General features: G+C 76.3%; 24 protein-coding genes and 1 pseudogene. 18 read left to right on the top strand and 7 right to left on the bottom strand.

The annotated features are described in order from the left end of the window. Nucleotides 1-108 precede the first annotated feature (108 nt). The 3 genes from ACFVXN_RS14475 to ACFVXN_RS14465 form a co-directional block, all read right to left on the bottom strand. Nucleotides 109-2,595: a GH36-type glycosyl hydrolase domain-containing protein gene (locus tag ACFVXN_RS14475; protein ID WP_389233713.1), complete on the bottom strand. Its 2,487-nt coding sequence runs from the start codon at nucleotides 2,593-2,595 to the stop codon at nucleotides 109-111. 134 nt (nucleotides 2,596-2,729) lie between these two features. Beyond that, on the bottom strand, nucleotides 2,730-3,662 hold the full coding sequence (locus ACFVXN_RS14470; protein WP_389233710.1) for an alpha/beta fold hydrolase: 933 nt from the start codon (nucleotides 3,660-3,662) through the stop codon (nucleotides 2,730-2,732). Between the two features lie 76 nt (nucleotides 3,663-3,738). After that, the gene (locus ACFVXN_RS14465) at nucleotides 3,739-4,473 is read right to left on the bottom strand and encodes a winged-helix domain-containing protein (protein ID WP_389233707.1); all 735 of its coding nucleotides are present in this window, start codon (nucleotides 4,471-4,473) and stop codon (nucleotides 3,739-3,741) included. Between the two features lie 140 nt (nucleotides 4,474-4,613). Here ACFVXN_RS14465 and ACFVXN_RS14460 point away from each other — a divergent pair, with 140 nt between their 5' ends. The 10 genes and pseudogenes from ACFVXN_RS14460 (at nucleotide 4,614) to dtd (ending at nucleotide 11,334) form a co-directional block, all read left to right on the top strand. Beyond that, nucleotides 4,614-5,351: a hypothetical protein gene (locus ACFVXN_RS14460; protein ID WP_389233704.1), complete on the top strand. Its 738-nt coding sequence runs from the start codon at nucleotides 4,614-4,616 to the stop codon at nucleotides 5,349-5,351. Nucleotides 5,352-5,378: 27 nt separating this feature from the next. Beyond that, nucleotides 5,379-5,813, top strand: a complete 435-nt coding sequence (locus ACFVXN_RS14455) for a thioredoxin family protein (RefSeq protein ID WP_389233702.1) — start codon at nucleotides 5,379-5,381, stop codon at nucleotides 5,811-5,813. After that, nucleotides 5,810-6,286 (top strand): DUF4395 domain-containing protein, encoded by a 477-nt coding sequence (locus ACFVXN_RS14450; RefSeq protein ID WP_389233699.1) that lies wholly within the window; start codon nucleotides 5,810-5,812, stop codon nucleotides 6,284-6,286. Before ACFVXN_RS14455 ends, ACFVXN_RS14450 begins: the two co-directional genes overlap by 4 nt. Before the next feature lie 156 nt (nucleotides 6,287-6,442). Next, entirely contained in the window at nucleotides 6,443-7,024 is a 582-nt protein-coding gene (locus ACFVXN_RS14445; protein ID WP_389233696.1) for an FABP family protein, read from the top strand. A gap of 1 nt (nucleotide 7,025) precedes the next feature. Further along, nucleotides 7,026-8,216, top strand: a complete 1,191-nt coding sequence (locus ACFVXN_RS14440) for a YgfZ/GcvT domain-containing protein (protein ID WP_389233693.1) — start codon at nucleotides 7,026-7,028, stop codon at nucleotides 8,214-8,216. Next, nucleotides 8,213-8,665 (top strand): annotated as a pseudogene (locus tag ACFVXN_RS14435) (aromatic acid exporter family protein); the annotation flags it as partial. The gene ACFVXN_RS14440 and the pseudogene ACFVXN_RS14435, both read left to right, overlap by 4 nt. A gap of 134 nt (nucleotides 8,666-8,799) precedes the next feature. Beyond that, on the top strand, nucleotides 8,800-9,339 hold the full coding sequence (locus ACFVXN_RS14430) for a hypothetical protein (RefSeq protein WP_389233691.1): 540 nt from the start codon (nucleotides 8,800-8,802) through the stop codon (nucleotides 9,337-9,339). Between the two features lie 50 nt (nucleotides 9,340-9,389). Then, nucleotides 9,390-9,734, top strand: a complete 345-nt coding sequence (locus ACFVXN_RS14425; RefSeq protein WP_389233689.1) for a DUF2516 family protein — start codon at nucleotides 9,390-9,392, stop codon at nucleotides 9,732-9,734. Nucleotides 9,735-9,847: 113 nt separating this feature from the next. After that, nucleotides 9,848-10,897 carry an asparaginase gene (locus tag ACFVXN_RS14420; RefSeq protein WP_389234061.1) on the top strand — a complete coding sequence of 350 codons (1,050 nt, stop codon included), beginning with the start codon at nucleotides 9,848-9,850 and terminating at the stop codon, nucleotides 10,895-10,897. After that, on the top strand, nucleotides 10,894-11,334 hold the full coding sequence (gene dtd / locus ACFVXN_RS14415) for a D-aminoacyl-tRNA deacylase (RefSeq protein ID WP_389233687.1): 441 nt from the start codon (nucleotides 10,894-10,896) through the stop codon (nucleotides 11,332-11,334). The genes ACFVXN_RS14420 and dtd overlap by 4 nt, the downstream gene beginning before the upstream one ends. A 9-nt stretch (nucleotides 11,335-11,343) precedes the next feature. Here the strand turns inward: dtd and ACFVXN_RS14410 are convergent, their stop codons facing one another. From ACFVXN_RS14410 to ACFVXN_RS14400, 3 genes are all read right to left on the bottom strand, one after another. Then, nucleotides 11,344-11,829 (bottom strand): GNAT family N-acetyltransferase, encoded by a 486-nt coding sequence (locus ACFVXN_RS14410; RefSeq protein WP_389233684.1) that lies wholly within the window; start codon nucleotides 11,827-11,829, stop codon nucleotides 11,344-11,346. Nucleotides 11,830-11,899: 70 nt separating this feature from the next. Beyond that, complete coding sequence (locus ACFVXN_RS14405) at nucleotides 11,900-12,916, bottom strand: phosphotransferase family protein (RefSeq protein WP_389233681.1); 1,017 nt, start codon at nucleotides 12,914-12,916, stop codon at nucleotides 11,900-11,902. A gap of 49 nt (nucleotides 12,917-12,965) precedes the next feature. Further along, nucleotides 12,966-13,169 carry a hypothetical protein gene (locus ACFVXN_RS14400; protein ID WP_389233678.1) on the bottom strand — a complete coding sequence of 68 codons (204 nt, stop codon included), beginning with the start codon at nucleotides 13,167-13,169 and terminating at the stop codon, nucleotides 12,966-12,968. A gap of 72 nt (nucleotides 13,170-13,241) precedes the next feature. On the opposite strand from ACFVXN_RS14400, the gene ACFVXN_RS14395 reads away from it, so the two are divergent. Then, entirely contained in the window at nucleotides 13,242-13,781 is a 540-nt protein-coding gene (locus ACFVXN_RS14395; protein WP_389233675.1) for an O-acetyl-ADP-ribose deacetylase, read from the top strand. A 25-nt stretch (nucleotides 13,782-13,806) separates the two neighbouring features. Here the strand turns inward: ACFVXN_RS14395 and ACFVXN_RS14390 are convergent, their stop codons facing one another. Beyond that, nucleotides 13,807-14,952, bottom strand: coding sequence for a pyridoxal phosphate-dependent aminotransferase (locus tag ACFVXN_RS14390; RefSeq protein WP_389233672.1), 1,146 nt, complete (start codon nucleotides 14,950-14,952; stop codon nucleotides 13,807-13,809). Between the two features lie 78 nt (nucleotides 14,953-15,030). Between ACFVXN_RS14390 and ACFVXN_RS14385 the strand changes: the two genes are divergently transcribed. From ACFVXN_RS14385 to ACFVXN_RS14355, 7 genes are all read left to right on the top strand, one after another. Next, the gene (locus ACFVXN_RS14385; RefSeq protein WP_389233669.1) at nucleotides 15,031-15,981 is read left to right on the top strand and encodes an SHOCT domain-containing protein; all 951 of its coding nucleotides are present in this window, start codon (nucleotides 15,031-15,033) and stop codon (nucleotides 15,979-15,981) included. Between the two features lie 69 nt (nucleotides 15,982-16,050). Continuing rightward, on the top strand, nucleotides 16,051-16,404 hold the full coding sequence (locus tag ACFVXN_RS14380; protein WP_389233666.1) for a TraR/DksA family transcriptional regulator: 354 nt from the start codon (nucleotides 16,051-16,053) through the stop codon (nucleotides 16,402-16,404). A 50-nt stretch (nucleotides 16,405-16,454) separates the two neighbouring features. Then, nucleotides 16,455-17,333, top strand: coding sequence for an SDR family NAD(P)-dependent oxidoreductase (locus ACFVXN_RS14375; protein ID WP_389233664.1), 879 nt, complete (start codon nucleotides 16,455-16,457; stop codon nucleotides 17,331-17,333). A 1-nt stretch (nucleotide 17,334) separates the two neighbouring features. Further along, nucleotides 17,335-17,997 (top strand): TetR/AcrR family transcriptional regulator, encoded by a 663-nt coding sequence (locus ACFVXN_RS14370; RefSeq protein ID WP_389233661.1) that lies wholly within the window; start codon nucleotides 17,335-17,337, stop codon nucleotides 17,995-17,997. Next, the gene (locus tag ACFVXN_RS14365) at nucleotides 17,987-18,760 is read left to right on the top strand and encodes a hypothetical protein (RefSeq protein ID WP_389233658.1); all 774 of its coding nucleotides are present in this window, start codon (nucleotides 17,987-17,989) and stop codon (nucleotides 18,758-18,760) included. Before ACFVXN_RS14370 ends, ACFVXN_RS14365 begins: the two co-directional genes overlap by 11 nt. Nucleotides 18,761-18,765: 5 nt before the next feature. Continuing rightward, on the top strand, nucleotides 18,766-20,031 hold the full coding sequence (locus ACFVXN_RS14360; RefSeq protein ID WP_389233655.1) for an aminotransferase class III-fold pyridoxal phosphate-dependent enzyme: 1,266 nt from the start codon (nucleotides 18,766-18,768) through the stop codon (nucleotides 20,029-20,031). Between the two features lie 99 nt (nucleotides 20,032-20,130). After that, complete coding sequence (locus tag ACFVXN_RS14355) at nucleotides 20,131-21,339, top strand: MFS transporter (protein WP_389233652.1); 1,209 nt, start codon at nucleotides 20,131-20,133, stop codon at nucleotides 21,337-21,339. Nucleotides 21,340-21,346 lie beyond the last annotated feature (7 nt).

Raw genomic sequence — 21,346 nt, 5'->3', positions numbered from 1 at the left:
GAACGGCCCGACCAGCATAGCGGCTCCGACGCCGAGGTCGGCACGTCCGGCCGAGGTCGCCACCTGCAGGGGGCGACCTCGGCCGGACGGGCGACGTCGGCGCAGCCGCTAGACCAGGACCTCGACGACCACCGTGCTGCCCGCCGGGGCGTACGGGACGGTGCGGCCCTCGATCGGCGTGCCGTCGACGACCAGGCGGCCGCGGGCTCCGGGCTCGCCGGAGTTGGTCACCGTGATCTCGTACCGGGCGCCGCGCGCGACGCGGGTGACCGTGTACGCGGGCACGTCCGGGCCGATCTGCGGGTCGACGACCAGGCCGTCGTGGTCGGGCCGCACGCCCAGCAGGTACTGCGAGACGGCCACGAAGTTCCACGCGGCGGTGCCGGTCAGCCACGAGTTCTTCGCCTCGCCGTGCCGGACGGCCTCCTTGCCCGCGATCATCTGCGCGTACACGTACGGCTCGAGCTTGTGCACGTCGGAGATGTCCTCGCGGTACGCGGGGGTGATGCGCCGGTAGTAGTCGAACGCCTTCTCGCCGCGGCCGAGCACGGTCTCGCCGATGATGACCCACGGGTTGTTGTGGCAGAAGATGCCGCCGTTCTCCTTGTAGCCCGGGGGGTACGTGGAGACCTCGCCGAGCTCGATCTGGTAGCTCGTGTAGGCCGGGGACTGCAGGACCATGCCGTGCGGCGTCGCCAGGTGCTCCGCGACGGAGTCCAGCGCGCGCACCGCCGGGGACGTCGGGTCCGCGGGGTTCGCCGGGTCGACGCCGATGCCCGCCATGACCGCGAACCCCTGCGGCTCGATCCAGATCTTGCCCTCGGGCTTCGCGTCGGTGCCCACGGGGTTGCCGTAGAAGTCGTACGCGCGCAGGAACCACTCGCCGTCCCAGCCGTGCTCGAGCACGGCGGCACGCATCTTCTCGACCTCGGCGCGCGCGGCGGCGGCGACCTCGGGCAGGCCGCGGCGCTCGGCGAGCTCGGCGTACTCCGGGCCGATGTGCACGAACATCGCGGCGATGAACACCGACTCCGCGACGCCGCCGGCCTGGTTCTCGGTCGTCTGGAACGACTCGCCCGGCTCGGTCGAGAAGCAGTTGAGGTTGAGGCAGTCGTTCCAGTCGGCGCGCCCGATCAGCGGCAGCGCGTGCGGGCCCTGGTTGTCGACGGTGAACTCGAACGACCGGGTGAGGTGGTCGAACAGCGGCACCTCGGAGCCCGGCTGGTTGTCGAACGGGACCAGCTCGTCGAGGATCGCGGCGTCGCCGGTCTCCTTGATGTAGGCCGCCACGCCGAGGATCAGCCACAGCGGGTCGTCGTTGAAGCCCGAGCCGATGTCGTTGTTCCCGCGCTTCGTCAGCGGCTGGTACTGGTGGTAGGCCGAGCCGTCGGGGAACTGCGTCGACGCGATGTCGATGATCCGCTCCCGGGCGCGCTCCGGGACCAGGTGCACGAAGCCCAGCAGGTCCTGGTTGGAGTCGCGGAACCCCATGCCGCGGCCGATGCCGGTCTCGAAGTACGACGCCGAGCGCGACATGTTGAACGTGACCATGCACTGGTACTGGTTCCAGATGTTGACCATCCGGTCCAGCTTCTCGTCGGTCGACGTCACCGAGTAGGTGGACAGCAGCCCGGCCCAGTGCGCGCGCAGCGCCTCGAACGCCGCGTCCGTCTGCTCCTGGGTGGCGAACCGGGACAGCAGCGCGTGCGCGCGCTCGCGGTTGACCCGCTGCATCGGCAGCTCGCCGTCCGCGGCCGGGGCCCACTTGGTCTCGTGGTCGTTCTCGACGTAGCCGAGCACGTAGGTCAGCGACCGGCTCTCGCCCGGCGCGAGCGTGACGTCGACCTGGTGCGAGCCGATCGGGTACCAGCCCGACGCGATCGACCCGGCGGACTTCCCGGCGCGCGGCACGGCGGCCTCGCCCAGGCCGTTCCACGGGCCGACGAACGTGTCGCGGTCGGTGTCGAACCCGTCGGCGCGCGTGTTCACGCCGTAGACGGCGTAGTGGTCGCGGCGCTCGCGGTACTCGGTCTTGTGGAAGATCGCGGAGCCGTGCGGGCCGTCCTGCTCGACCTCGACCTCGGCCAGCGACAGGTTGCGCTGGTAGTTGGTCTGGTCGTCCTGGGCGTTCCACAGGCAGAACTCGACGAACGAGAACAGGCTGACGGACTTCTCGGCGTCGGTCGTGTTGGTCAGCGTGACCTGCTGGATCTCGGCGGTCTCGCCGAGCGGCACGAAGAACAGCGTGTCGACCTGCAGGCCGCCGCGGGTGCCGGTGATCCGGGAGTAGCCGAGGCCGTGGCGCGCCTCGAAGTGGTCGAGGTCGGCCTTCACCGGCAGCCAGCCGGGGGTCCAGACGTCGCCGCCGTCGTTGACGTAGAAGTACCGGCCGCCCTCGTCGGTGGGGATGTTGTTGTACCGGTACCGGGTGAGCCGGCGCATCTTCGCGTCCCGGTAGAACGAGTACCCGCCCGCCGTGTGCGAGACCAGCGAGAAGAACTCCTCGGAGCCGAGGTAGTTGATCCACGGGTAGGGCGTGTGCGGCGTCGTGATGACGTACTCGCGTGCCTCGTCGTCGAAGTGGCCGTACCGCATCGTTGCGCCTCTCGGTCGGTGGTGTCTCCGCTGCGGGAGCGCTCCCACGCGGCGTGCGACGGTCAGCATAGCGTCCGTCCGCACGGGCTCGGACGGGCCTGCGGTCCCAGGGCGCGCCGGCGCCACCGGCGCGGTCAGGCGGTCCGGTCGAGCTCCGCCAGCCAGCCGCGCAGCAGCGCGGTGACCCGGACGGGCTCCTCCTCGGGCAGGTAGTGGCCGGCGCCGGCCAGCATCTCGAACCGGTACTGCGCGCCGAGCTGACGGGCGACGGCGCCGTCCGCCATCGCCCGCGACACCGGGTAGCAGCCGTCCGACCCGCCGTGCACCTGCAGCGTCGGCACGGCCGCTGCCGACCGCAGCGCCTGCGCGTGCCGGCCGCCGTCGGCGCGCACGCCCGAGCGGTACAGCCACCGGACCTGCTCCAGCGCGGAGTGCGCGGCGAACGGCACCTGCACCGCGCGCCGGTACAGGGCCAGCGCCGCGGGGTCCGGCCAGCGCGGGCCGCCCCACTCGCGCAGCAGCCGCGCGACGAGGTCGCCGCCGGTCATCGAGCGCTCCGGCAGGTACGGGACCTGCATCGCGGCCACCCGCCGGGCCGCGCGGGCCCGCAGCCCCGACCGCGGGTCGGCCCGGCGCAGCAGCGGGTGCGGCGACGACAGCACGGCGACCGCCCGCGTGAGGTCGGGGTGGTACGCGGGCATCGCCCACGCGACGTCACCGCCCCCGACCCCGTGGCCGACCACCACCGCGCGCTCGCAGCCGAGCGACCGCACCACGCCCGCGACGTCCCGGGTCAGCGTCGGCACGTCGTAGCCGATCGGCGGCTTGTCCGACCCGCCGGTGCCGCGCAGGTCCATCGCGACGACCCGGTAGCCGTCCTCGGCGATCGCCGGCAGCTGGTGCCGCCACGCCCACCACAGCTCGGGCAGGCCGTGCAGCAGCACCACGAGCGGGGCGTCGCGGTCGTCGGGACCGGCGACGGCCACGTGGAACCGGGCGCCGTTCGCCGGGACGAAGTGGTGCCGCCACGGGCCGTCGAGCAGCAGGGCGGAGGAGTCGACGGTCATCGGGGCAGAACCTACCGCGTCCGGACGGGCACCGGGCGGGACACCGGCGCGCCGTCGTCCAGCGGGCACGGAGCCGTCAGGCGTCCGCGGAGACCTCGGCCGGGGAGGGCGAGCCCGATCCGTCGCCGCCGCGACGGTCCTTCGGCGGGTCGAACCGGTAACCCACGTTGCGCACGGTGCCGATCAGCTGCTCGTGCTCCGGGCCGAGCTTGGCGCGCAGGCGCCGCACGTGCACGTCGACCGTCCGGGTGCCCCCGTAGTAGTCGTAGCCCCAGACCTCCTGGAGCAGCTGCGCCCGCGTGAACACCCGGCCCGGGTGCTGCACGAGGTACTTGAGCAGCTCGAACTCCTTGTACGTGAGGTCGAGCGGGCGGCCGCGCAGCCGGGCGGTGTACCCGCCGGCGTCGATCATCAGCTCGCCGGACGAGATCTCCTGCGGCGCGTCGTCGTACGAGGACGCCGCGGCGCGCTCGATGACCAGGCGGAACCGGGTCTCGACCTCCGCGGGCGTCGCGTGCTCGAGCACGATGTCGTCCGCGCCCCACTCCGCGGTGACGACCGTCAGGCCGCCCTCGGTGAGCACGAGCACCAGCGGCACCGTCAGCCCGGTCGCGCGCAGCAGCCGGCAGGTGGTGCGCGCCGTGACCAGGTCGCGGCGCGCGTCGAGCACGACGATGTCGGCGTCCGGGGCGTCGACCAGGGCGGACGGCTCCACCGGGAGCACGCGGACCCGGTGGGACAGCAGCCCGAGGGCAGGCAGCACCTGGGACGAGCCACCGGACGCGGGCGTGAGCAGCAGCAGGTCGGCCACGTGTCACCTCTCCCCGTCCGAATTGGGGGACACGGTACCCCGTGGATGTCACGCCAGATGTCACGGCCCGCAGACGCGCGATGCCGGGCCGCCGCCGTCCGTCTGCGAGGATGGCGGACGTGCCAGCGTCGAGTAGAGCCGTGACCACGGCGGTCCTGGCGACGCTCGTCGCCGTAGCCGGAGTCCTCGGGGACGTGTCGGTCGGCGGGCGGGACGGGGTCGTCCTCGCCGCCCTCCTGGTCGTCCTCGCCGTCGTGTTCGCGATCGGCTGGCCCGTCGTCGCCGGTCTGCCGTCCCGGGTGGGCAGCGGCGTCGTCATCGGCCTCGCGGGCGTCGCCGCCGTCGTCGTCGTGCACCTCACCACGAGCGAGCCGCTGCTCGGCGCCGTGCCCGCGGTGTTCGCCTGCGCGGTGCTCGCGTCGTTCGTCGCCGAGCTCGCGCGCCGCGACGGCCGGGTCCGCCTCGTGGAGTCGGTGGCCGGCACCGTCGCCGGGTCGCTGGCGCCCGTGTGCGCCGCGGGCTGGCTCGCCGCGGAGCGCACCGGCGGGGGCGACGCGGTCGTCGTCACCGGCGCCGTCGCGCTCGCCGTCGCGTCAGCGCTGAGCGTGCTCCCGCTGCGCGGCTGGGCCGCCGCGGGCGCGACCGTCGGCGCCGCGACCGCCGCGGGCCTGGTGGCCGGGGCGGCGCTGCCCGTCGTCGGCCTGCTGTCGGGTGTGCTGCTCGGCGCGGCGGTCGGCGTCCTCGTCGCCGCGGGCGACGTGCTCTTCGACCGGCTGCCCGCCCTGGAACGTCGTCTCGCGGGCTGGGCGGTGGCTGTCCTGCCCGTCGCGGTCACCGGCATCCTGGTCTACGTCGTCGGACGCGTGCTGGTGGGCTGAGCCCCCGGCCGACCCCCGGGGGGTGTCGTGGAGCTGCGGGTGCTGCTGGTGCTGGGCGTGCTGCTGCTCGCCGGCGCGCTCGGGATCGTGTGGCGGGCCCGCAACGGGCGGTTCGCCGCCGCGCACCCCGGCGCCGCGACCGCGGTGCTCACCCCCGCCGACCTCGGTGCCCCGCTCGGCCGCCGCGCGACCTTCGTGCAGCTGTCGTCCGCGACGTGCGCGCCGTGCCGGAGCACCGCCTCGGTCCTGGGCGAGCTCGCCGCAGCCGACGCGGGCCTCGCCCACGTCGAGCTGCCCGCCGAGGAGCGGCTCGACCTGGTCCGCCGGTTCGACGTCCGGCGCACCCCGACGGTCCTCGTGCTCGACCGCGCGGGAGCCGTGCGCGGTCGGATGTCCGGCGCCACCACCCGGGCCCAGGCCCTCGCCGCGCTCGACCCGACGTCCGGGAGGACCCCCGCGTGACCGCACCCACCCCCACCTCCGCCGCCGGCCCCGCCGCCGCGCCCGCCGGCATCGACCCCCGCGGCCCCCGGTTCGGCGCGGCCCTGACCGCCGTGCTGCTCGTCGTCGTCCTGCTGCTCCCCGGCGCCGCCGGGACGGCGGGCCTCGCGGTGGTCGCGGCGCTGTTCGCCGTCGGCGCCGTCCGCGGCGCGCAGGGCTCCGTCCAGGGGCTGCTGTTCCAGGCGCTCGTCCGTCCCCGGCTCGCGCCGGCCGCCGAGCGCGAGGACCCCCGGCCGCCGCGGTTCGCGCAGGTCGTCGGGCTGGTGATCACGGGCGGCGGGGTGCTGCTGGCCCTGCTCGGCGTGGGGGCGGCGGTGCCGGTCGCCGCGGCGCTCGCGCTGGTCGCGGCCACGCTGAACGCGGTGTTCGGGCTCTGCCTCGGCTGCGAGCTGTACCTGCTCGGCGTCCGGCTGCGCGCGGCCCGGCACGCGTGACCGCGGACAGCGGGGGCACGCCGGCGATCCGTCGTTAGGATCGGCACATGCAGGCACTCGAGATCTTCTTCATCGGCTTGCTCGTCGCGGCCACCGTCGCGATCGGCTGGTTCGCGCTCCTCGTCGTCGTCCGGCTGTTCAAGGGACAGCGCTGACATGGCGTTCACCCTCCCCGAGGGCCTCGCCCCCGAGATGTACCCGCTGGCCTGGCTGGTCGGCCGCTGGCACGGCGAGGGCGTCGTGGGGTACCCGGGCATCGAGGAGACCGCGTTCACGCAGGACGTGACCTTCGACCACGACGGCGGGCCCTACCTGTCCTACACCTCCACGATCCGGCTCGTCGTCGCGCCGGACGACGCCTCGGCGCTCGCGGACGGCACGGACGGGACCGGCGGCACCGACGCCGCGGACGAGTCCCCGGTGTGGGCCACGGAGCAGGGCTACTGGCGCATCCCGCCGGAGCGGCCCGAGGGCATGGGCTCCGAGCTGCACCCCGTCGAGCTGCTGCTCGCGGACCCCTCGGGGCACGTGGCGGTGTACGTCGGCGCGACGGGCAACGGGCGGATCGACCTGGTCAGCGACCTGATCGCGCGCACAGCGACCGGCGCGGAGGTCACCGCGGGCAAGCGGCTGTACGGCCTCGTCCAGGGCGACCTCATGTGGGCGCACGACCTCGCCGCGTTCGGGCACGAGCTGCAGTCCTACGGCTCGGCGCGGCTCAGCCGGGTCCTGGACTGACGTGACCGCGCAGCCGACGACCCCCGACGCCGACGCGACCGCACCGGCCGCGCCCCGGCACCGCAGCCCCCTGCTCGACCGGCACGGCGCAGTCGCCGGCTCCGGCCCCGACGCGGGCGTGGCCTGGCACTACGGCGACCCGACCGCGGAGCAGCGCGCACTGACCCGCGGCGGCGGCGTCGTCGACCAGTCGCACCTCGGCGTCGTGCGCGTCGCGGGCCCCGACCGGCTGTCGTGGCTGCACTCGATCACCTCGCAGCAGCTCACCGACCTGGCCCCGCGCACGTCCACCGAGACGCTCGTGCTCAGCCCCCAGGGGCACGTCGAGCACGCGGCGGACGTGGTCGACGACGGCGAGGCGACCTGGCTCATCACCGAGAGCGCGCCCGAGCTGGCCGCCTGGCTGGACCGGATGCGGTTCATGCTGCGCGTCGAGGTCGCCGACGTGACCGACGACTGGGCCGCGATCGGCGAGCCCGTGGACGCCGAGGGCGCGCCCGGCGAGCCCGTCACCTGGCGCGACCCCTGGCCCCGGACCCTGCCCGGCGGCACCCGCTACGGCCTGCCCGACGACCAGCACCCGGGCGCCGACCGGGCGTGGCGCCTCGTCCTCGTCCCGCGCGCCGGGCTCGTCGACGCCGTCCGTGCCCGCGAGGCGTCGGGGTGGCCGCTCGTCGGCACCTGGGCGAGCGAGGCCGTCCGCGTCGAGGCCTGGCGCCCGCGGTCGGGCCGCGAGCTCGACCACCGGACCATCCCGCACGAGCTCGACTGGCTGCGCACCGCCGTGCACCTGCACAAGGGCTGCTACCGCGGGCAGGAGACCATCGCCCGCGTGCACAACATGGGACGGCCGCCGCGCCGCCTGGTGCTGCTGCACCTCGACGGGTCCGGCCACCTGCTGCCCGAGGCCGGCGCGGTCGTGCGCGACCTCGGCGACCTGCTCACCACCGGCGAGCCCGGCCGCGAGCTCGGCCGCGTCACCACCGTCGCCCGGCACCACGAGCTCGGCCCCGTCGCGCTCGCCGTGGTGAAGCGGTCCGCGCCGGTCGACGCCGACGTCGTGGTCGAGTGCGACGGCGGGGTCATCACCGCCGGCCAGGAGATCGTGGTCCCCGGCGACGGCGTGTCCGTCGACCGGCCCGCCGCCCACGGCCCGCTCACGCGCGGCCTCGGCGGCCACCCGATGCTGTGACCGGCGCCCCGGCCCCGCGGACGACGGCCGGGCCGTCGGCGGTGCGGGTCCAGCTCGCCGCGCGCGCCCGTCAGGGCCGCGCCCGGGTGCGGACCGCGTTCGTCCCCGTCCTGCAGGCCGTGATCGCCGCAGGCGTCGCCTACGCCATCGGGTACTACCTGCTCGGGCACAGCGCCCCGTTCTTCGCGCCCGTCAGCGCCTGGATCGCCCTCGGGTTCACCGCCGACCGCGACCTGCGGCGGGTCGCGGAGCTCGCCGTCGGCGTCGCCCTCGGCGTCGGCCTCGGCGACCTCGTCGTGCACGGCATCGGCACCGGGCCGTGGCAGGTCGCGCTCGTCCTCGGGGTCGCGGCGCTGGTCGCCCGGTTCCTGGACCGCGGGCCCATGCTCACCACCCAGGCCGGCGTGCAGGCGATCGTCATCGTCGGCCTGCCCGCCGTCGGCGCGTCCGGCGGACCCGTCGGCCGGTGGACGGACGCCCTGGTCGGCGGCGCTGTCGCCCTCGCTGTCGCCGCGCTGACCCCCAGCGACCCCCGCCGCCGCCCCGCGCCCAGGGCCGGGCCGCGGTCGTCGAGCTGGCGGGGATGCTGCGGCTGCTCGCCCGGGGCCTGCGGACCCGCGACCCGCACGACGTCGAGGACGCCCTCATCCGCGGGCGCGCCTCCCAGCCCGCGCTCGACGAGTGGCAGGACGCCGCCCGGTCCGCCCGCGACCTCGCGCGCGTGTCGCCGTCCGGCCGGCGCCACCGGACCGAGCTGGCGTGGATCGGGCAGTCCGCGGTCCGCGTCGACCGCGCCGTCCGGAACTCCCGCGTGCTCGCCCGACGGTCCCTCGCGACCGTCGAGGCCGAGCAGCCGCACGACCTCGGCCCCGTCGCCGACGCGATCGACCGGATCGCCCTCGCCGCCGACACCCTCGCCGCCGCCCTCGGGTCCGGGACCGAGCCGCTGCGGTCCCGCGAGGAGCTGCTGCGCCTCGCCGCGGAGCTCGACCCGTTCACCCTCACACCCGACGACTGGCAGGCGCAGAGCCTGGTGCTGCTGGTGCGGTCGCTGGTCGTCGACCTGCTCGAGGCCAGCGGCGTCGACGCCCGCACGGCACGGGAGACCCTGCCCGAGCTCTGAGTGGTCCCGCGCCCCTGCGGACCGGTCGCCGTGCACCGTAGGCTCGGCCCGTGATCTTCGGCTCCGTGCAGCTCATCCTGTTCCTGCTGTTCAGTCTCGTCATCCTCGTGCTGACGGTCTGGGCGCTCGTCGACGCCCTGCGCCGGCCCGCCCGCGCGTTCGCCGCGGCGGGCAAGCAGACCAAGCAGATCTGGTCGATCATCCTCGGGATCGCGACCGCGGTGGCGTTCTTCACCGTGCCGCCGCCGCTCGGGCTCGGGGCGTTCCCGACGTTCCTGGGCCTGCTGAGCGCCGTCGCGGCGATCGTCTACCTGGTCGACGTGCGGCCCGCGGTCGCCCCCCACTCCGGGCGCGGGGGTCGCGGGGGCTCCGGGCCGACCAGCGGCGGGTGGTGACCGTGCCGGGCACCCGACCGGGCGGACCGCACCTGACCGGGCGGCTGCTGGGCGAGGACGCACCCGCGGGACCGGACGCGGCCGCCGCGGCCCCGGACGCGGCCGCCGAGGCGCTGGACGCGGCCCGGGCCGTCGCCCGCGAGGCCGCCGCCACCGACGTCGCGTCCGCCGCCGTGCCGCTGGCCCGCGTCGTCCGGGGTGAGCTCGTCGAGTCCGTGCACACCGGCCACCTCGTCGTGCTCGCCCCCGACGGGTCCGTGCGGCTCGCGCTCGGCGACCCCGAGGTCGCGATCCTGGCCCGGTCGTCGCTCAAGCCGCTGCAGGCCGTCGGCATGCTGCGCGCGGGGCTCGACCTCGACGGACCCCACCTCGCGCTCGCCTGCGCGAGCCACGACGGCACCCCGGAGCACCTGCGGGTGGTCCGCGAGACCCTGCTGCAGGCCGCCTTCAGCGAGACCGCGCTGGCCAACACCCCCGACCTGCCGCTGGACCCGGAGGCCGCGTTCGCCTGGCGGCAGGACGGGCACGGCCCGGAACCCGTCACCCAGAACTGCTCCGGCAAGCACGCGGCGATGCTCGCCACCTGCGTCGCGCACACCGACGAACCCGGGTGGGAGCCCGACCGCTACCTCGACGCCGAGCACCCGGTCCAGGTCGCGTGCCGCGCGGCGGTCGAGGAGCTCACCGGCACGCCCGCCTGGCACGTCACCGTCGACGGCTGCGGGGCGCCCCTGTTCTCCACGACCCTCGTCGGCCTCGCGCGGGCCTTCGCCCGGGTGGCGTCCGCCCCGCGCACCGAGCCCGGGACCCCGCTCGCGCGCGTCGCCGACGCCATGTCGCAGCACCCGGAGCTCGTCGGCGGCGCGGCCCGCGACGTCACGCGGGCCATGCGCGCCGTGCCGGGCCTCGTCGCGAAGGACGGGGCCGACGGCGTCTACGCCGCGGCGCTGCCGGACGGGTCGGCGCTGGCGTTCAAGATCACCGACGGCAGCGGCCGGCCCCGCCCCGCCGTCCTCGCCGCCGCGCTGCGGGTGGCCGGCGCGCCGGACGTGCCGGGCGTGGACCTCGTGGCGCTCGACGCGCTCGGCACCACCCCGGTGCTCGGCCACGGCGAGCCCGTCGGGGCGGTCGTGCCGGCGTTCGAGGGCGAGGGCCCCGCGTGAGGGCGGTCGTCCAGCGTGCGACGCGCGCCTCGGTCACGGTCGACGGCGCGGTGGTCGGGTCGTTCGACGGCGAGGGGCTGGTCGTCCTGGTCGGCGTCACTCCCGGCGACGGCCCGGCGCAGGTCGAGCACATCGCCCGCAAGGTCGCCGAGCTGCGGATCCTGCGCGACGAGCGGTCGGCGGTCGAGGCCGGTGCGCCCGTGCTCGTCGTCAGCCAGTTCACGCTGTACGGCGACGCGCGCAAGGGCCGGCGCCCCACCTGGAACGCCGCCGCACCGGGCCCGGTCGCCGAGCCCCTGGTGGCCGCCGTCGTCGCGGACCTGCGCGCGCGGGGGCTCACCGTGCCGACCGGGGTGTTCGGCGCGGACATGGCCGTCGAGCTCGTCAACGACGGCCCGGTGACCCTCCTGCTGGAGTCGGTGCCCGACGCCGGCTGAGCGGCGCGCTCAGGTGAGCCGCAGCACCAGCCGCTCCTCGGACTGCGTGGGGTCGCGGGTCAGCTTGTGCCGCTCCTGCGTCCGGACGAAGCCCGCGCGCACCACCAGGTCGCCCGCCGCGTGGTTGCCGTCCACCACCCACAGGGACACCGTCGCCGCGCCGTCCGCGAGAGCCGCGGCCCGGACCGCGTCCAGCAGCGACCAGCCGATGCCGTGCCGCCGCGCCTCCGGGGCGACCCACAGCTGGACGACGTGCCGGTCGGACTTCGGCGAGCCGGGCTCCTCGATCATCCCGACCAGCCCGCGCGCGGTGCCGCCGGCGTCGAGCGACACCCACGTGCGGGCGCTGCGCAGGCGCATCCGCCAGTGCGTCTCGGCGAACATCTCCTCGCGGGCGAGGGACGAGCCGAACACCTCCGGGTCCTCGCGGAGCGCGCGCAGGCGCACGTCGCGGACCGTCTGCCAGTCGTCCTCCTGCATCTCCCGGATCTGCACGCCGACCAGCATGCCTCACGACCACCGCAGCGGTCGCCCCCACCGGCGGACCCGCCGGGGGTGAAGACCGTCAGCCGAGCACGCGGTGCAGCGTGCGGAGCTCCGCGGCGAGGCGCCGGCGGGCGAACGCGACGCCCGCCTGGCCCTCCGGGCCGTAGCCGCGCGGCGCGCCCTCCACGGTCATGATCAGGCACAGGTACGCGCGGTAGAGCGTCAGGCGCAGCTGCGCGTCCGTGCCGAGGTCCAGGGGCTCCCCCGCCTCCGCCGCGTACCCGGCCAGGAAGTCCGTCGCCTGCGCGGGGTCGCGGAACAGCGACGTCGACACCAGCTCCGCGAGCGGGTCGCCCCAGAACGCCCGCTCCCCGTCGACCACCGCCTCCAGGTGCGGCGCGCCGTCCGCCCCCGGCGCCACGAAGACGTTGCCCTCCCACAGGTCGAAGTGCGTCAGCACCGGGACGGGCACCGCGGCGTCGAGCACGTCGGCGGCGGCCGTGACCAGGTCCGGCAGCCCGCGCGCGCGTCCCGACAGCCGCACCCGGTAGTGGTCCGCGTCCACCACCAGGGCCTCGACCATCGCGCGCAGCGCCCCGGACCAGGTGGCGGCGGACAGCGAGCCGTCCGGGCGGTCGTAGCCGAACCGGGTGCCCGTCACCGCGCGCAGCCGTGCGACCGCCGCACCGAGCTCGCGCTGCACCGTCGCGGCCTCGGCGGCCGGCAGGTCGCGGCGCACGGACTCCAGCGGCGTGCCGCACAGGTGCTCCATGACCAGGACGTCCCGGTCGACCCGGGACCGCGTCAGGTCGACGCCGAGCACCGCGGGCGCCGGGACCACCCCCGCGGCCCGCCGGTAGAAGTCCACCTCGGCCCGCATCAGGTCCCGCTCGTACGTGAGCACCGGCGTCCCCGGCGGCGGGGCGACCTTCACCACGACGGCCGTGCCGTCCCCGAGGTCGACCCCGTAGGCGGCGTTGAACATCCCGTCCGTGAGCTCGCGCACCCGGGTCACGGGGGCGTCGGTGCCCAGCACCTCGCGCACGAGGAGGTCCAGGACGGGGCGGTCGACGTCGACCTTGGTGCGGCTCTGCATGGTCCCCGACGTTAGCGCAGGTCAGCGGGCGCGCGGGCCTGCCCGGGGGTCAGGGCCGGATCTGGTCCGGGGTCGGTCCGCCGTGCCCGGCGGGGTCCGGGACGGCGCGGGCGACGTCGGCCACGTCCTCCTCGGGGCGCGGCGGGACGGTCTCGTCGTACTCGAGCTCCGGCACGTCCTCGTGTCCGACCGGAACCGGCTCGGTGCCGTCGGGACCGGTGGGGACCGGCTCGGTGGGGATGGGTGCGGTCACGAGGTCCTCCCGGGGTCGGCGCTGTCGGCCCACCGTAGGACGGACCGCCGCGGCGCGCGCGACGATGGGGTCATGCGCATCGAGGCCGTCGCCGGCGACATCACCGTCCAGGACGTCGACGCGGTGGTGAACGCCGCGAACTCCTCCCTGCTCGGCGGGGGCGGCGTCGACGGCGCGATCCACGCCGCCGCGGGCACCGGGCTGCTGGCGGCGTGCCGCGAGCTGCGCCGCACCACGCTGCCGGACGGCCTGCCGACCGGGGACGCCGTCGCCACCGGTGCCGGACGGCTGCGCGCCCGGTGGGTCGTCCACACCGTCGGGCCGGACGCCCGCGCCGGGCAGACCGACCCCGCCCTGCTGCGGTCCTGCTTCACGCGGTCGCTCGACGTCGCCGCCGGGCTCGGCGCCCGGACCGTCGCGTTCCCGGCCGTCAGCGCGGGCGTCTACGGCTGGTCGGCCGACGCCGTCGCCGAGCACGCCGTCGCGGCCGTGCGCGGCTGGGCGGACACCCACCCCGACGGCGTGGACCTCGTGCGGTTCGTGCTGTTCTCGCCACGGGTGCTCGGGACCTTCGAGCGGGCGCTCGCGGGACCGGCGTCGGGCTCGCGGTGATGCCGGTCCGGCCGCGGGACGAGCCCTAGAGCGCCCGCCCCGGCAGCCTCGACAGCCCCGTCCGGAGGTCGTCGGCCGTGGCGGTCAGCGAGATCCGCGCCCAGCCCTCGCCCCGCGGGCCGAACGCCGACCCGGGCGCGACCGCCACCCCCGCCGTCCGGACCAGGTCCTCCGCCCAGGCCGCGACGTCACCGTCGGTGGCGTGGGAGACGTCCGCCCACAGGTAGATGCCCCCGGCGGCGGGCAGCCAGGGGATCCCGGCCGCGTCCAGCAGGCCCGTCGCGAGGTCGCGGTGCGCCCGGTACGTGGCCCGCGCGTGGTCGACGGCGTCCTGCGGGCCGGTCAGCGCCGCGAGCGCCGCGTACTGCGCGGGGGTGTTCACGCACGAGATCACCGACTCCTGCAGCCGGGGCATCAGCGGGGCCATCGCGTCCGGCACCACCAGCACCCCGACCCGGAACCCGGTCATCGCGTGCGTCTTGGAGAACGTGTGCAGCGTCAGCACCCGGCCGTCGGTGTCGAACCGCGCCGCCGGGACGTGCGGGGCGTCGTACGTGAACGCCGCGTACGCCTCGTCGGACAGCACCCACAGGTCGTGCCGCCGGGCGACGTCCACCAGCTCGGCGACCAGGTCGGCCGGGAGCACCGTGCCCAGCGGGTTCGACGGCGAGTTCAGCAGCAGGACCCGGGTGCGGTCGGTGATCGCGGCCTCCACCGCCGCCGGGTCCGGGAGGAACCCGTCCTCGGGGCGCAGCGCGTACGGCTGCGGCTCGGCCTGGAGCAGCCGGGTGGCCATCGTGAACGGCGGGTACCCGGGGTCCGGGAGCAGCACCCCGTCGCCGGCCCCGACCGTCAGGCTCAGCGCGAGGTGCAGCGCCTGGGCGCCCCCGGCGGTGACCCACACGTTGTCCCGGCGCACCGCCGGCGCGTGCTCCGGGTCGAGCCGGGCGGCCAGTGCGTCCCGCAGCGGGGCGATGCCGCCGTTCGGCGTGTAGCGGGTGTCGTCGCGGTCGAGCGCGTCGCGGGCCGCGGCCAGGACGTGCGGCGCCGTCGGCAGGTCGGGCTCGCCGACGCACAGCACCACCGCGTCCGGGCGGGTCCACGCGAGCTCGAGCACCCGGCGGATGCCGGAGGCGGGGACGGCGCGGGCGTGGGGGGCGATGCGGGGCACCGCCGCAGGCTAGCCCCGGCCGATGACGGCCGCGTGACGCACCGGCGCCGGCGGCCGCGGGTTGGCAGGATGGGGTGCGTGAGTGCCGCACCCCGGGTCCCGTCCGTCCTGTCCACCGACGTCTCCGGCACCGTGGTCCGGGCCCTCGTCGGAGCCGGGGTCGTCGCGTCCGGCGGGTGGCTGCTGTGGTTCGGCGCGCACGAGTGGCGGACCGTCTCCTGGGAGTGCGCCGCCGGGACGTGCGCGACCGACGACTTCGCCGGGGCCGCGCCCGTGCTCGGCATCCTGGTCCTGGCCGCGGCCCTGGGCGTGCTGGCCCCGCTCACCCGGCGGGCGACGCCCGGGCTGGTGGTCGCGGTCGGCAGCGCCGCGTGGCTCGCGGGTCTGCAGGCCGCGGTGCGCGACCACCTCAACACCGAGCAGGGCGTCCGCCGCACGAGCATCGTCCTCGGCGTCGTCCTCGCGCTGGCGGTCGTCGCGGCCGTCGCCGGTGCCGTGCGCAGCCTCGGGCCGTCCACGGTCGCCCGCGCCCGCGGGCTCACCCGGACCTGGGCGCGGGTCACCGACTACGAGGACGTCGACGGCACCCGGTGCCGGGCGACCGTGCACTTCGACGACGACCGCGGCGTGCGGCACGCCGTCCGGACCGAGGTGCCGCGCGACGCGTTCCGGCACGCTCCCCGGGCCTGGTACGACCCCGCGCGACCCGACGACGCGGAGCGCCTGCGGGTGGTCGTGCCCGGCCAACCGCTCGCCGCCGCCACCCGGACCGCGCGCGACGAGGCCGTGCGGGCGCTGCTGCCGCTGCCGGGTGACGGGGACGGCGGCCGCGACGGTGACCGGCCGCGGGCCCGGTCGGCCGGTGCCCCGTCGGCGGCCCCGTCGGCGTCGTCGCCGCGGCCGTCCGCTCCCGCCGGGACCGTCGTCGACGACCTGGAGCGCCTCGCCCGGCTGCACCGCGACGGCGCGCTCACCGACGAGGAGTTCGCCACCGCGAAGGCCCGGCTGCTAGCGGACGGCCGCCGCTGAGCCCCGCCTGAGCGCGCGCCTCGTCCCCGTGCCCGGGCGCGCGGCGGCCGACGGGCGGATGATGGGGTCATGTCCGACCTCGACGTGGTGGAGATCGCGGCGGTGCTCCGGGAGCGCCGGCGCGAGGCCGTGGCCCGCCTCGCGGGCACCGACGCCGAGCGGGAGGCCGTCGTCTCCGCCGCCCGGGAGTCCGTCACCGACGACGAGCACGACCCCGAGGGGTCGACCATCGCCTACGAGCGGCGCATCCTCGACGCCCTCACCCACGACATGCGCGAGCGGATCGCCGAGGTCGACGCGGCCCTCGCCCGGATCGACGCCGGCACCTACGGCACGTGCACCCGGTGCCACCGCCCCGTCCCCGCGGAGCGCCTCCAGGCCCTGCCCACCGCGAGCACCTGCGTGGCCTGCGCCGCCCGCTGAGCCGTTCGGGGCACGCGGCGTTACCGCTGCGTTACGGCTGCGCCCGGGGCGTGGTCAACGGCCGCGGCGCCTGGCACAGTGCGTTCTGGGTCGATCGACCCACTGGTCGGCCGCCCCCGAGGAGACCCGTCATCGCCGCGCACCCCCGCCCCGTCGCCGTCGTCACCGGCGCCTCGTCCGGCATCGGCGCCGAGTTCGCGCGCCGGTTCGCCGCCCGCGGGTACGACCTCGTGCTCGTCGCCCGCCGGGAGGACCGGCTCGTCGAGCTCGCCGCCCGGCTCGAGGCCGACCACGGCGCGGCGTCGACGGTGCTGACCGCCGACCTGGCGGACCCCGCCGCCCCGGGTGCCCTCGTCCGCGAGCTGGAGAGCCGCGGCGTCCTGGTCGACGCGCTGGTGAACAGCGCCGGATTCGGCACCTACGGCCCGTTCGAGGGCGAGGAGCCCGACCGGGTCGCCGCGGAGATCCAGGTCAACGTCACCGCCCTCACCCTGCTGTCCCGGCTGCTGCTGCCCGACCTGGCCGCGTCCCGGCGCGGCATCCTGGTCAACATCACCAGCACCGCCGCGTACCAGCCGGGCCCGTCGTTCGCCGTGTACGCGGCGACCAAGGCGTACGTCCGGTCGCTCACCGAGGCCCTGTGGGCCGAGCACCGCGGCGGGCGGCTCCGGGTCCTCGCCCTCGCGCCCGGCCCCGCGGAGACCGAGTTCTTCGACGTCGCCGGGTCCGACGGGTTCCGGATCGGGCAGGTGCTGCCCGTGCCGCAGATCGTCGACGTCGCGTTCCGCGCGCTCGACCGGCGCGACCCGCCACCGTCGGTCGTCGCCGGGCTGCGGAACCGCGCGACCGCCGTCGCCGCCGGCCTGGTGCCCCGCCGGGTCGTCCTGCACGTCGCGCGCCGGCTGGCCCGCGACCCGGAGGTCCGCTGACATGCCCCGGATGGCCGTCGAGGACCGGCGCCGCGCCCTCGTGGACGCCACCGTGCGGGTCATCGCACGGGACGGCGTCGCCGGCGCCACGACCCGAGCCGTCGTCGCCGAGGCCGGCATGTCGCTCGCGAGCCTCCACTACGCGTTCCCGTCCCGCGAGCACCTGATGGAGGCGGTGATCGCCGAGGTCACCGCCCAGGAGCGGCGCACCGCCGAGGCGGGCCTCCTGCCGGTCGCCGCCGCGCCGGGCGACGACGAGCCACCCGCCCTCGTCGACGTCCTGCGCGACGGACTCGACCGGTACGTGACCCTGCTCGCCGCCGACCCCGCCCGTGAGCAGGCGCTGCTCGAGCTCGCCCTGTACGCCATGCGCACCACCGGGCAGCGGGCGTCGCTCGTCGGCCAGTACGACGTCTACCGCGCCTCCGCCCGCGCCAGCCTGTCCGCCGCGGCGCTCGCGGCCCGCAGCCGGTGGACCGTCCCCCTCGACGAGGTCGCACGGGCGCTGGTCATGGTCACCGAGGGGCTCACCACGACCTGGCTCGCCGACCGCGACACGGCCGCCGCCCGGACCACCGCGCGGTTCGCCGCGGGGGCGCTGGCGTCGCTCGCCGAGCCGGTCGGGGCCACCACCGACGACCAGGAGGACGACCGTGCTCACTGACACCGACCCGCGGGTCGCCGCGCACGTCAACCTGCTCGCCGTCCTCGGCACCCTGCCCGAGCTCGTGCGTCGCGTCCCGGAGGCCCGCGCGCTGCTCGCCGCCGACCCGCGGCCGGTGTCGCTCGCGTTCGTCGTGCGGGGCGGCCCGCGCGCGGTGCTCGCGTTCCGCGACGGGCAGGTGCGCGTCGTCCCGGACCGCGCCGTCGCCACCATCGTGCTGCCGTTCGCCTCGCCCGCCGCGTTCAACCGCGTCATCGCGGGCGACGCCCGACCCGTGCCGGTGACCGGGTTCCACCGGGTGCCGTTCCTGCTGCACGTGTTCGCACCGCTCACCGAGCTGCTCACCCGCTACCTGCGGCCGTCCGACGAGGACCTCGCCGACCCGGGGTTCCGGGCGACCAGCACCGCGCTGACCCTGCACGTCGCGGTCGCCGCCGCCGCCCAGGTCGCCAACGAGGACCGCGCCGGCCGGTTCAGCGCGCACCTGATCGGGGACGGGGACGTGGCGCTCGAGGTCACCGGCGCGCTCGCCTACACCCTGCGGGTCCGCGACCACCGGATGACGTTCCTGCCCGAACCGTCCCCGCACCCGCGCGCCGCGCTCACGTTCGCCGACCTCGACACCGCGGGCGCGCTGCTCGCGGGCCGGGTCAGCGCGATGGCGTGCCTCGGCGACGGCCGGATGGCGATGCGCGGCACCGTCTCGATGGTCGACAACGTCAACCGCGTCCTCGACCGCGTCGGCCAGTACCTCGGAGAGTGAGCGCGATGACCACGACCCCGTACACCTACGCGAAGAGCCGCGAGGCGTTCGACCGCGCGCTGCGCGTCGTCCCGTCCGGCATCTACGGCCACCAGGGACCCGCGGAGGGCTGCTACGTCCCGACCACCGCGTTCCCGCTGTTCTCCCAGCGGGCCGAGGGCACCCGGTTCTGGGACGTCGACGGCAACGAGTACATCGACTACATGTGCGGCTACGGGCCCAACGTGCTCGGGTACGGCGACCCCGACGTGCGCGCCGCCGCCGAGGCCCAGGCCCGCCTCGAGGACGTCGTCACGATCCCGTCGACGATCATGGTCGACTTCGCCGAGCTGCTCGTCGACACCGTCGCGAGCGCCGACTGGGCCTTCTTCGCCAAGAACGGCGGCGACACCACGACCCTCGCGGTCATGACGGCCCGGGCCGCCACCCGGCGCAAGAAGATCGTGTTCTTCGACGGGTTCTACCACGGCGTCGCGCCGTGGACGCAGAAGCTCGACTACCCCGGCGTCCTCGAGGAGGACGTCGCCCACAACCTCTACGCGCCCTGGGACGACCTGCCCGCGCTCGAGCGGCTGCTCTCCGAGCACCGCGGCGAGATCGCGGGCCTGATCGCCCAGCCGTACATGCACGGCAACTTCGTCGACAACCGGCTGCCGAGTCCCGGGTTCTGGCAGGCCGTGCGCCGGCTCTGCGACGAGCACGGCATCGTGCTGATCGTCGACGACGTGCGCGCCGGGTTCCGGCTCGACCTCGCCGGGTCCGACCACCACTTCGGGTTCCAGGCCGACCTGATCTGCTTCTGCAAGGCCCTCGCGAACGGGTACAACGTCTCCGCTCTCTGCGGCCGGGACTCGCTCAAGGACGTCGTCAGCAGCCTGTCGTACACCGGGTCGTACTGGATGAGCGCCGTCCCGTTCGCCGCCGGGATCGCGACCCTCACCAAGCTCCGCGAGATCGACGGGCCCGCCCTGTTCGACCGGCTCGGCACCGAGCTCACCACCGGGCTCGTCGCGGCGGCGGCCGACCACGGGATGCGCCTCGTGGCGTCCGGCGCACCCGCGCTGTTCTACCTGCGGCTCGCCGAGGACGACTCGCTGATGCTGCACCAGGAGTGGGTCGCCGAGTGCGTGCAGCGCGGCGTGTTCCTCACGTCGCACCACAACCACTTCATCAACGCGGCCCTCACCTCCGCGGACATCGCGCGGACCGTCGAGGTCGCGCACGAGGCCTTCGGGATCGTGCGGGCCCGGCACCCCGAGCTCGGGGGCTGACGCGGCTCCACCCGATCCACGGCTCCACCAGCACGGTGACACGCAGACGACGGCCCGACGACGCGCCGCCCCGGACCGAGGACGAGCGGGCGAGGACGGATGGGCACGAGAGAGCTGACGGGAGCCGCGCGGGTCGCGGTCGCGGCCGCGTACGCCGCGCAGGGCTTCGGCTACGCGACGGTCGTGACGGCACTACCCGCCGTCAAGGAGCGGCAGGGCATCGACGACACCGCGGTGTCCCTGGTCGTGCTGCTCGTCTGCCTCACCGCCGCCGCGGGGTCCGTCGTCGCGGAACGCGTGGCCGTCCGGCGGGGGAGCCGGGTCGCGCTCCTCGGCGGGCTCGCCGCGCAGGCGGTCGCCCTGCCGGTCGCGGCGCTGTCCACCCCGCTGGTGCCGTTCGTCGCAGGGCTGGCGCTGTACGGCCTCGGGCTCGGCCTCGTCGACGCGGCCGGCGGCATCCAGGGGGTGCTCGTCCAACGACGGGTCGGCCGGCCGGTGATGTCGGGGTTCTTCGCCTGCTACACCGCGGCGGCGGTGGCCGGGGCGCTCGTCATGTCCGCGCTGGTCGGGGGCACCGGGGTGCCGGGCGCAGCCGGGGCCATGCTGCTCGCCGCGGTGCTCCTGGCCGGCGCGCTGGTGATCGGCCGGGGCCGGCTCGTCCCCGTCGACGTCCCGCTCGCCGGCGGAGGACTCGCGGCGGCGCCGCCGCGCGTGCCGTTGCCGGCCCGCGGGATCGTCGTGTTCGGCAGCGTGGTGCTGGCCGCGTTCGTCGCGGACTCGGCGGTCAGCACCTGGAGCACCGTGTACCTGCACGACGTGCTGCTCGCCTCGGCGGGCACCGCCCCGCTCGGCTACGCCGCCTACCAGGCGTCCGTGCTGGTCACGCGCCTCGTCGGTGACCGGGCCGTGCGACACGTCGGGCGCGCACCCGTCGCCGCCGCGACCGCGACCGCGGCCACCCTCGGGCTGGTCCTCGTCGCACTCGTGCCGAGCGCCGTCGCCGCCGTCATCGGGTTCGCGGTGGTCGGCGTCGGCGTCGGCGCACTGGTGCCGCTGGCGTTCTCCGCCGCCGGCGAGCTCGACCCGGCCCGCGTGGACGAGGTGGTCGCCCGGGTCAACCTCTTCACCTACGCCGGGGCGGTCCTCGGGGCGGTCGCCGTCGGGCTGCTCGCCGACGGGCCGGGTCTCGCGCTCGCGTTCCTGCTGCCGGCCGCGCTCGTCGCGCCGACCGTCGCCACCGCACGCCGGTTCGCGCTCCCCGGAGCGGTCGCGGTCGGGGAGCGGACGGGCCGCCCCGCCGCGCGCTGAGGGCGGG

This window comes from Cellulomonas sp. NPDC058312, assembly GCF_042880135.1.
Classification (GTDB): Bacteria; Actinomycetota; Actinomycetes; order Actinomycetales; family Cellulomonadaceae; genus Cellulomonas.
Note: the sequence above shows the minus strand (reverse complement) of the source record. Positions and strands in the feature narration are given on the sequence as shown.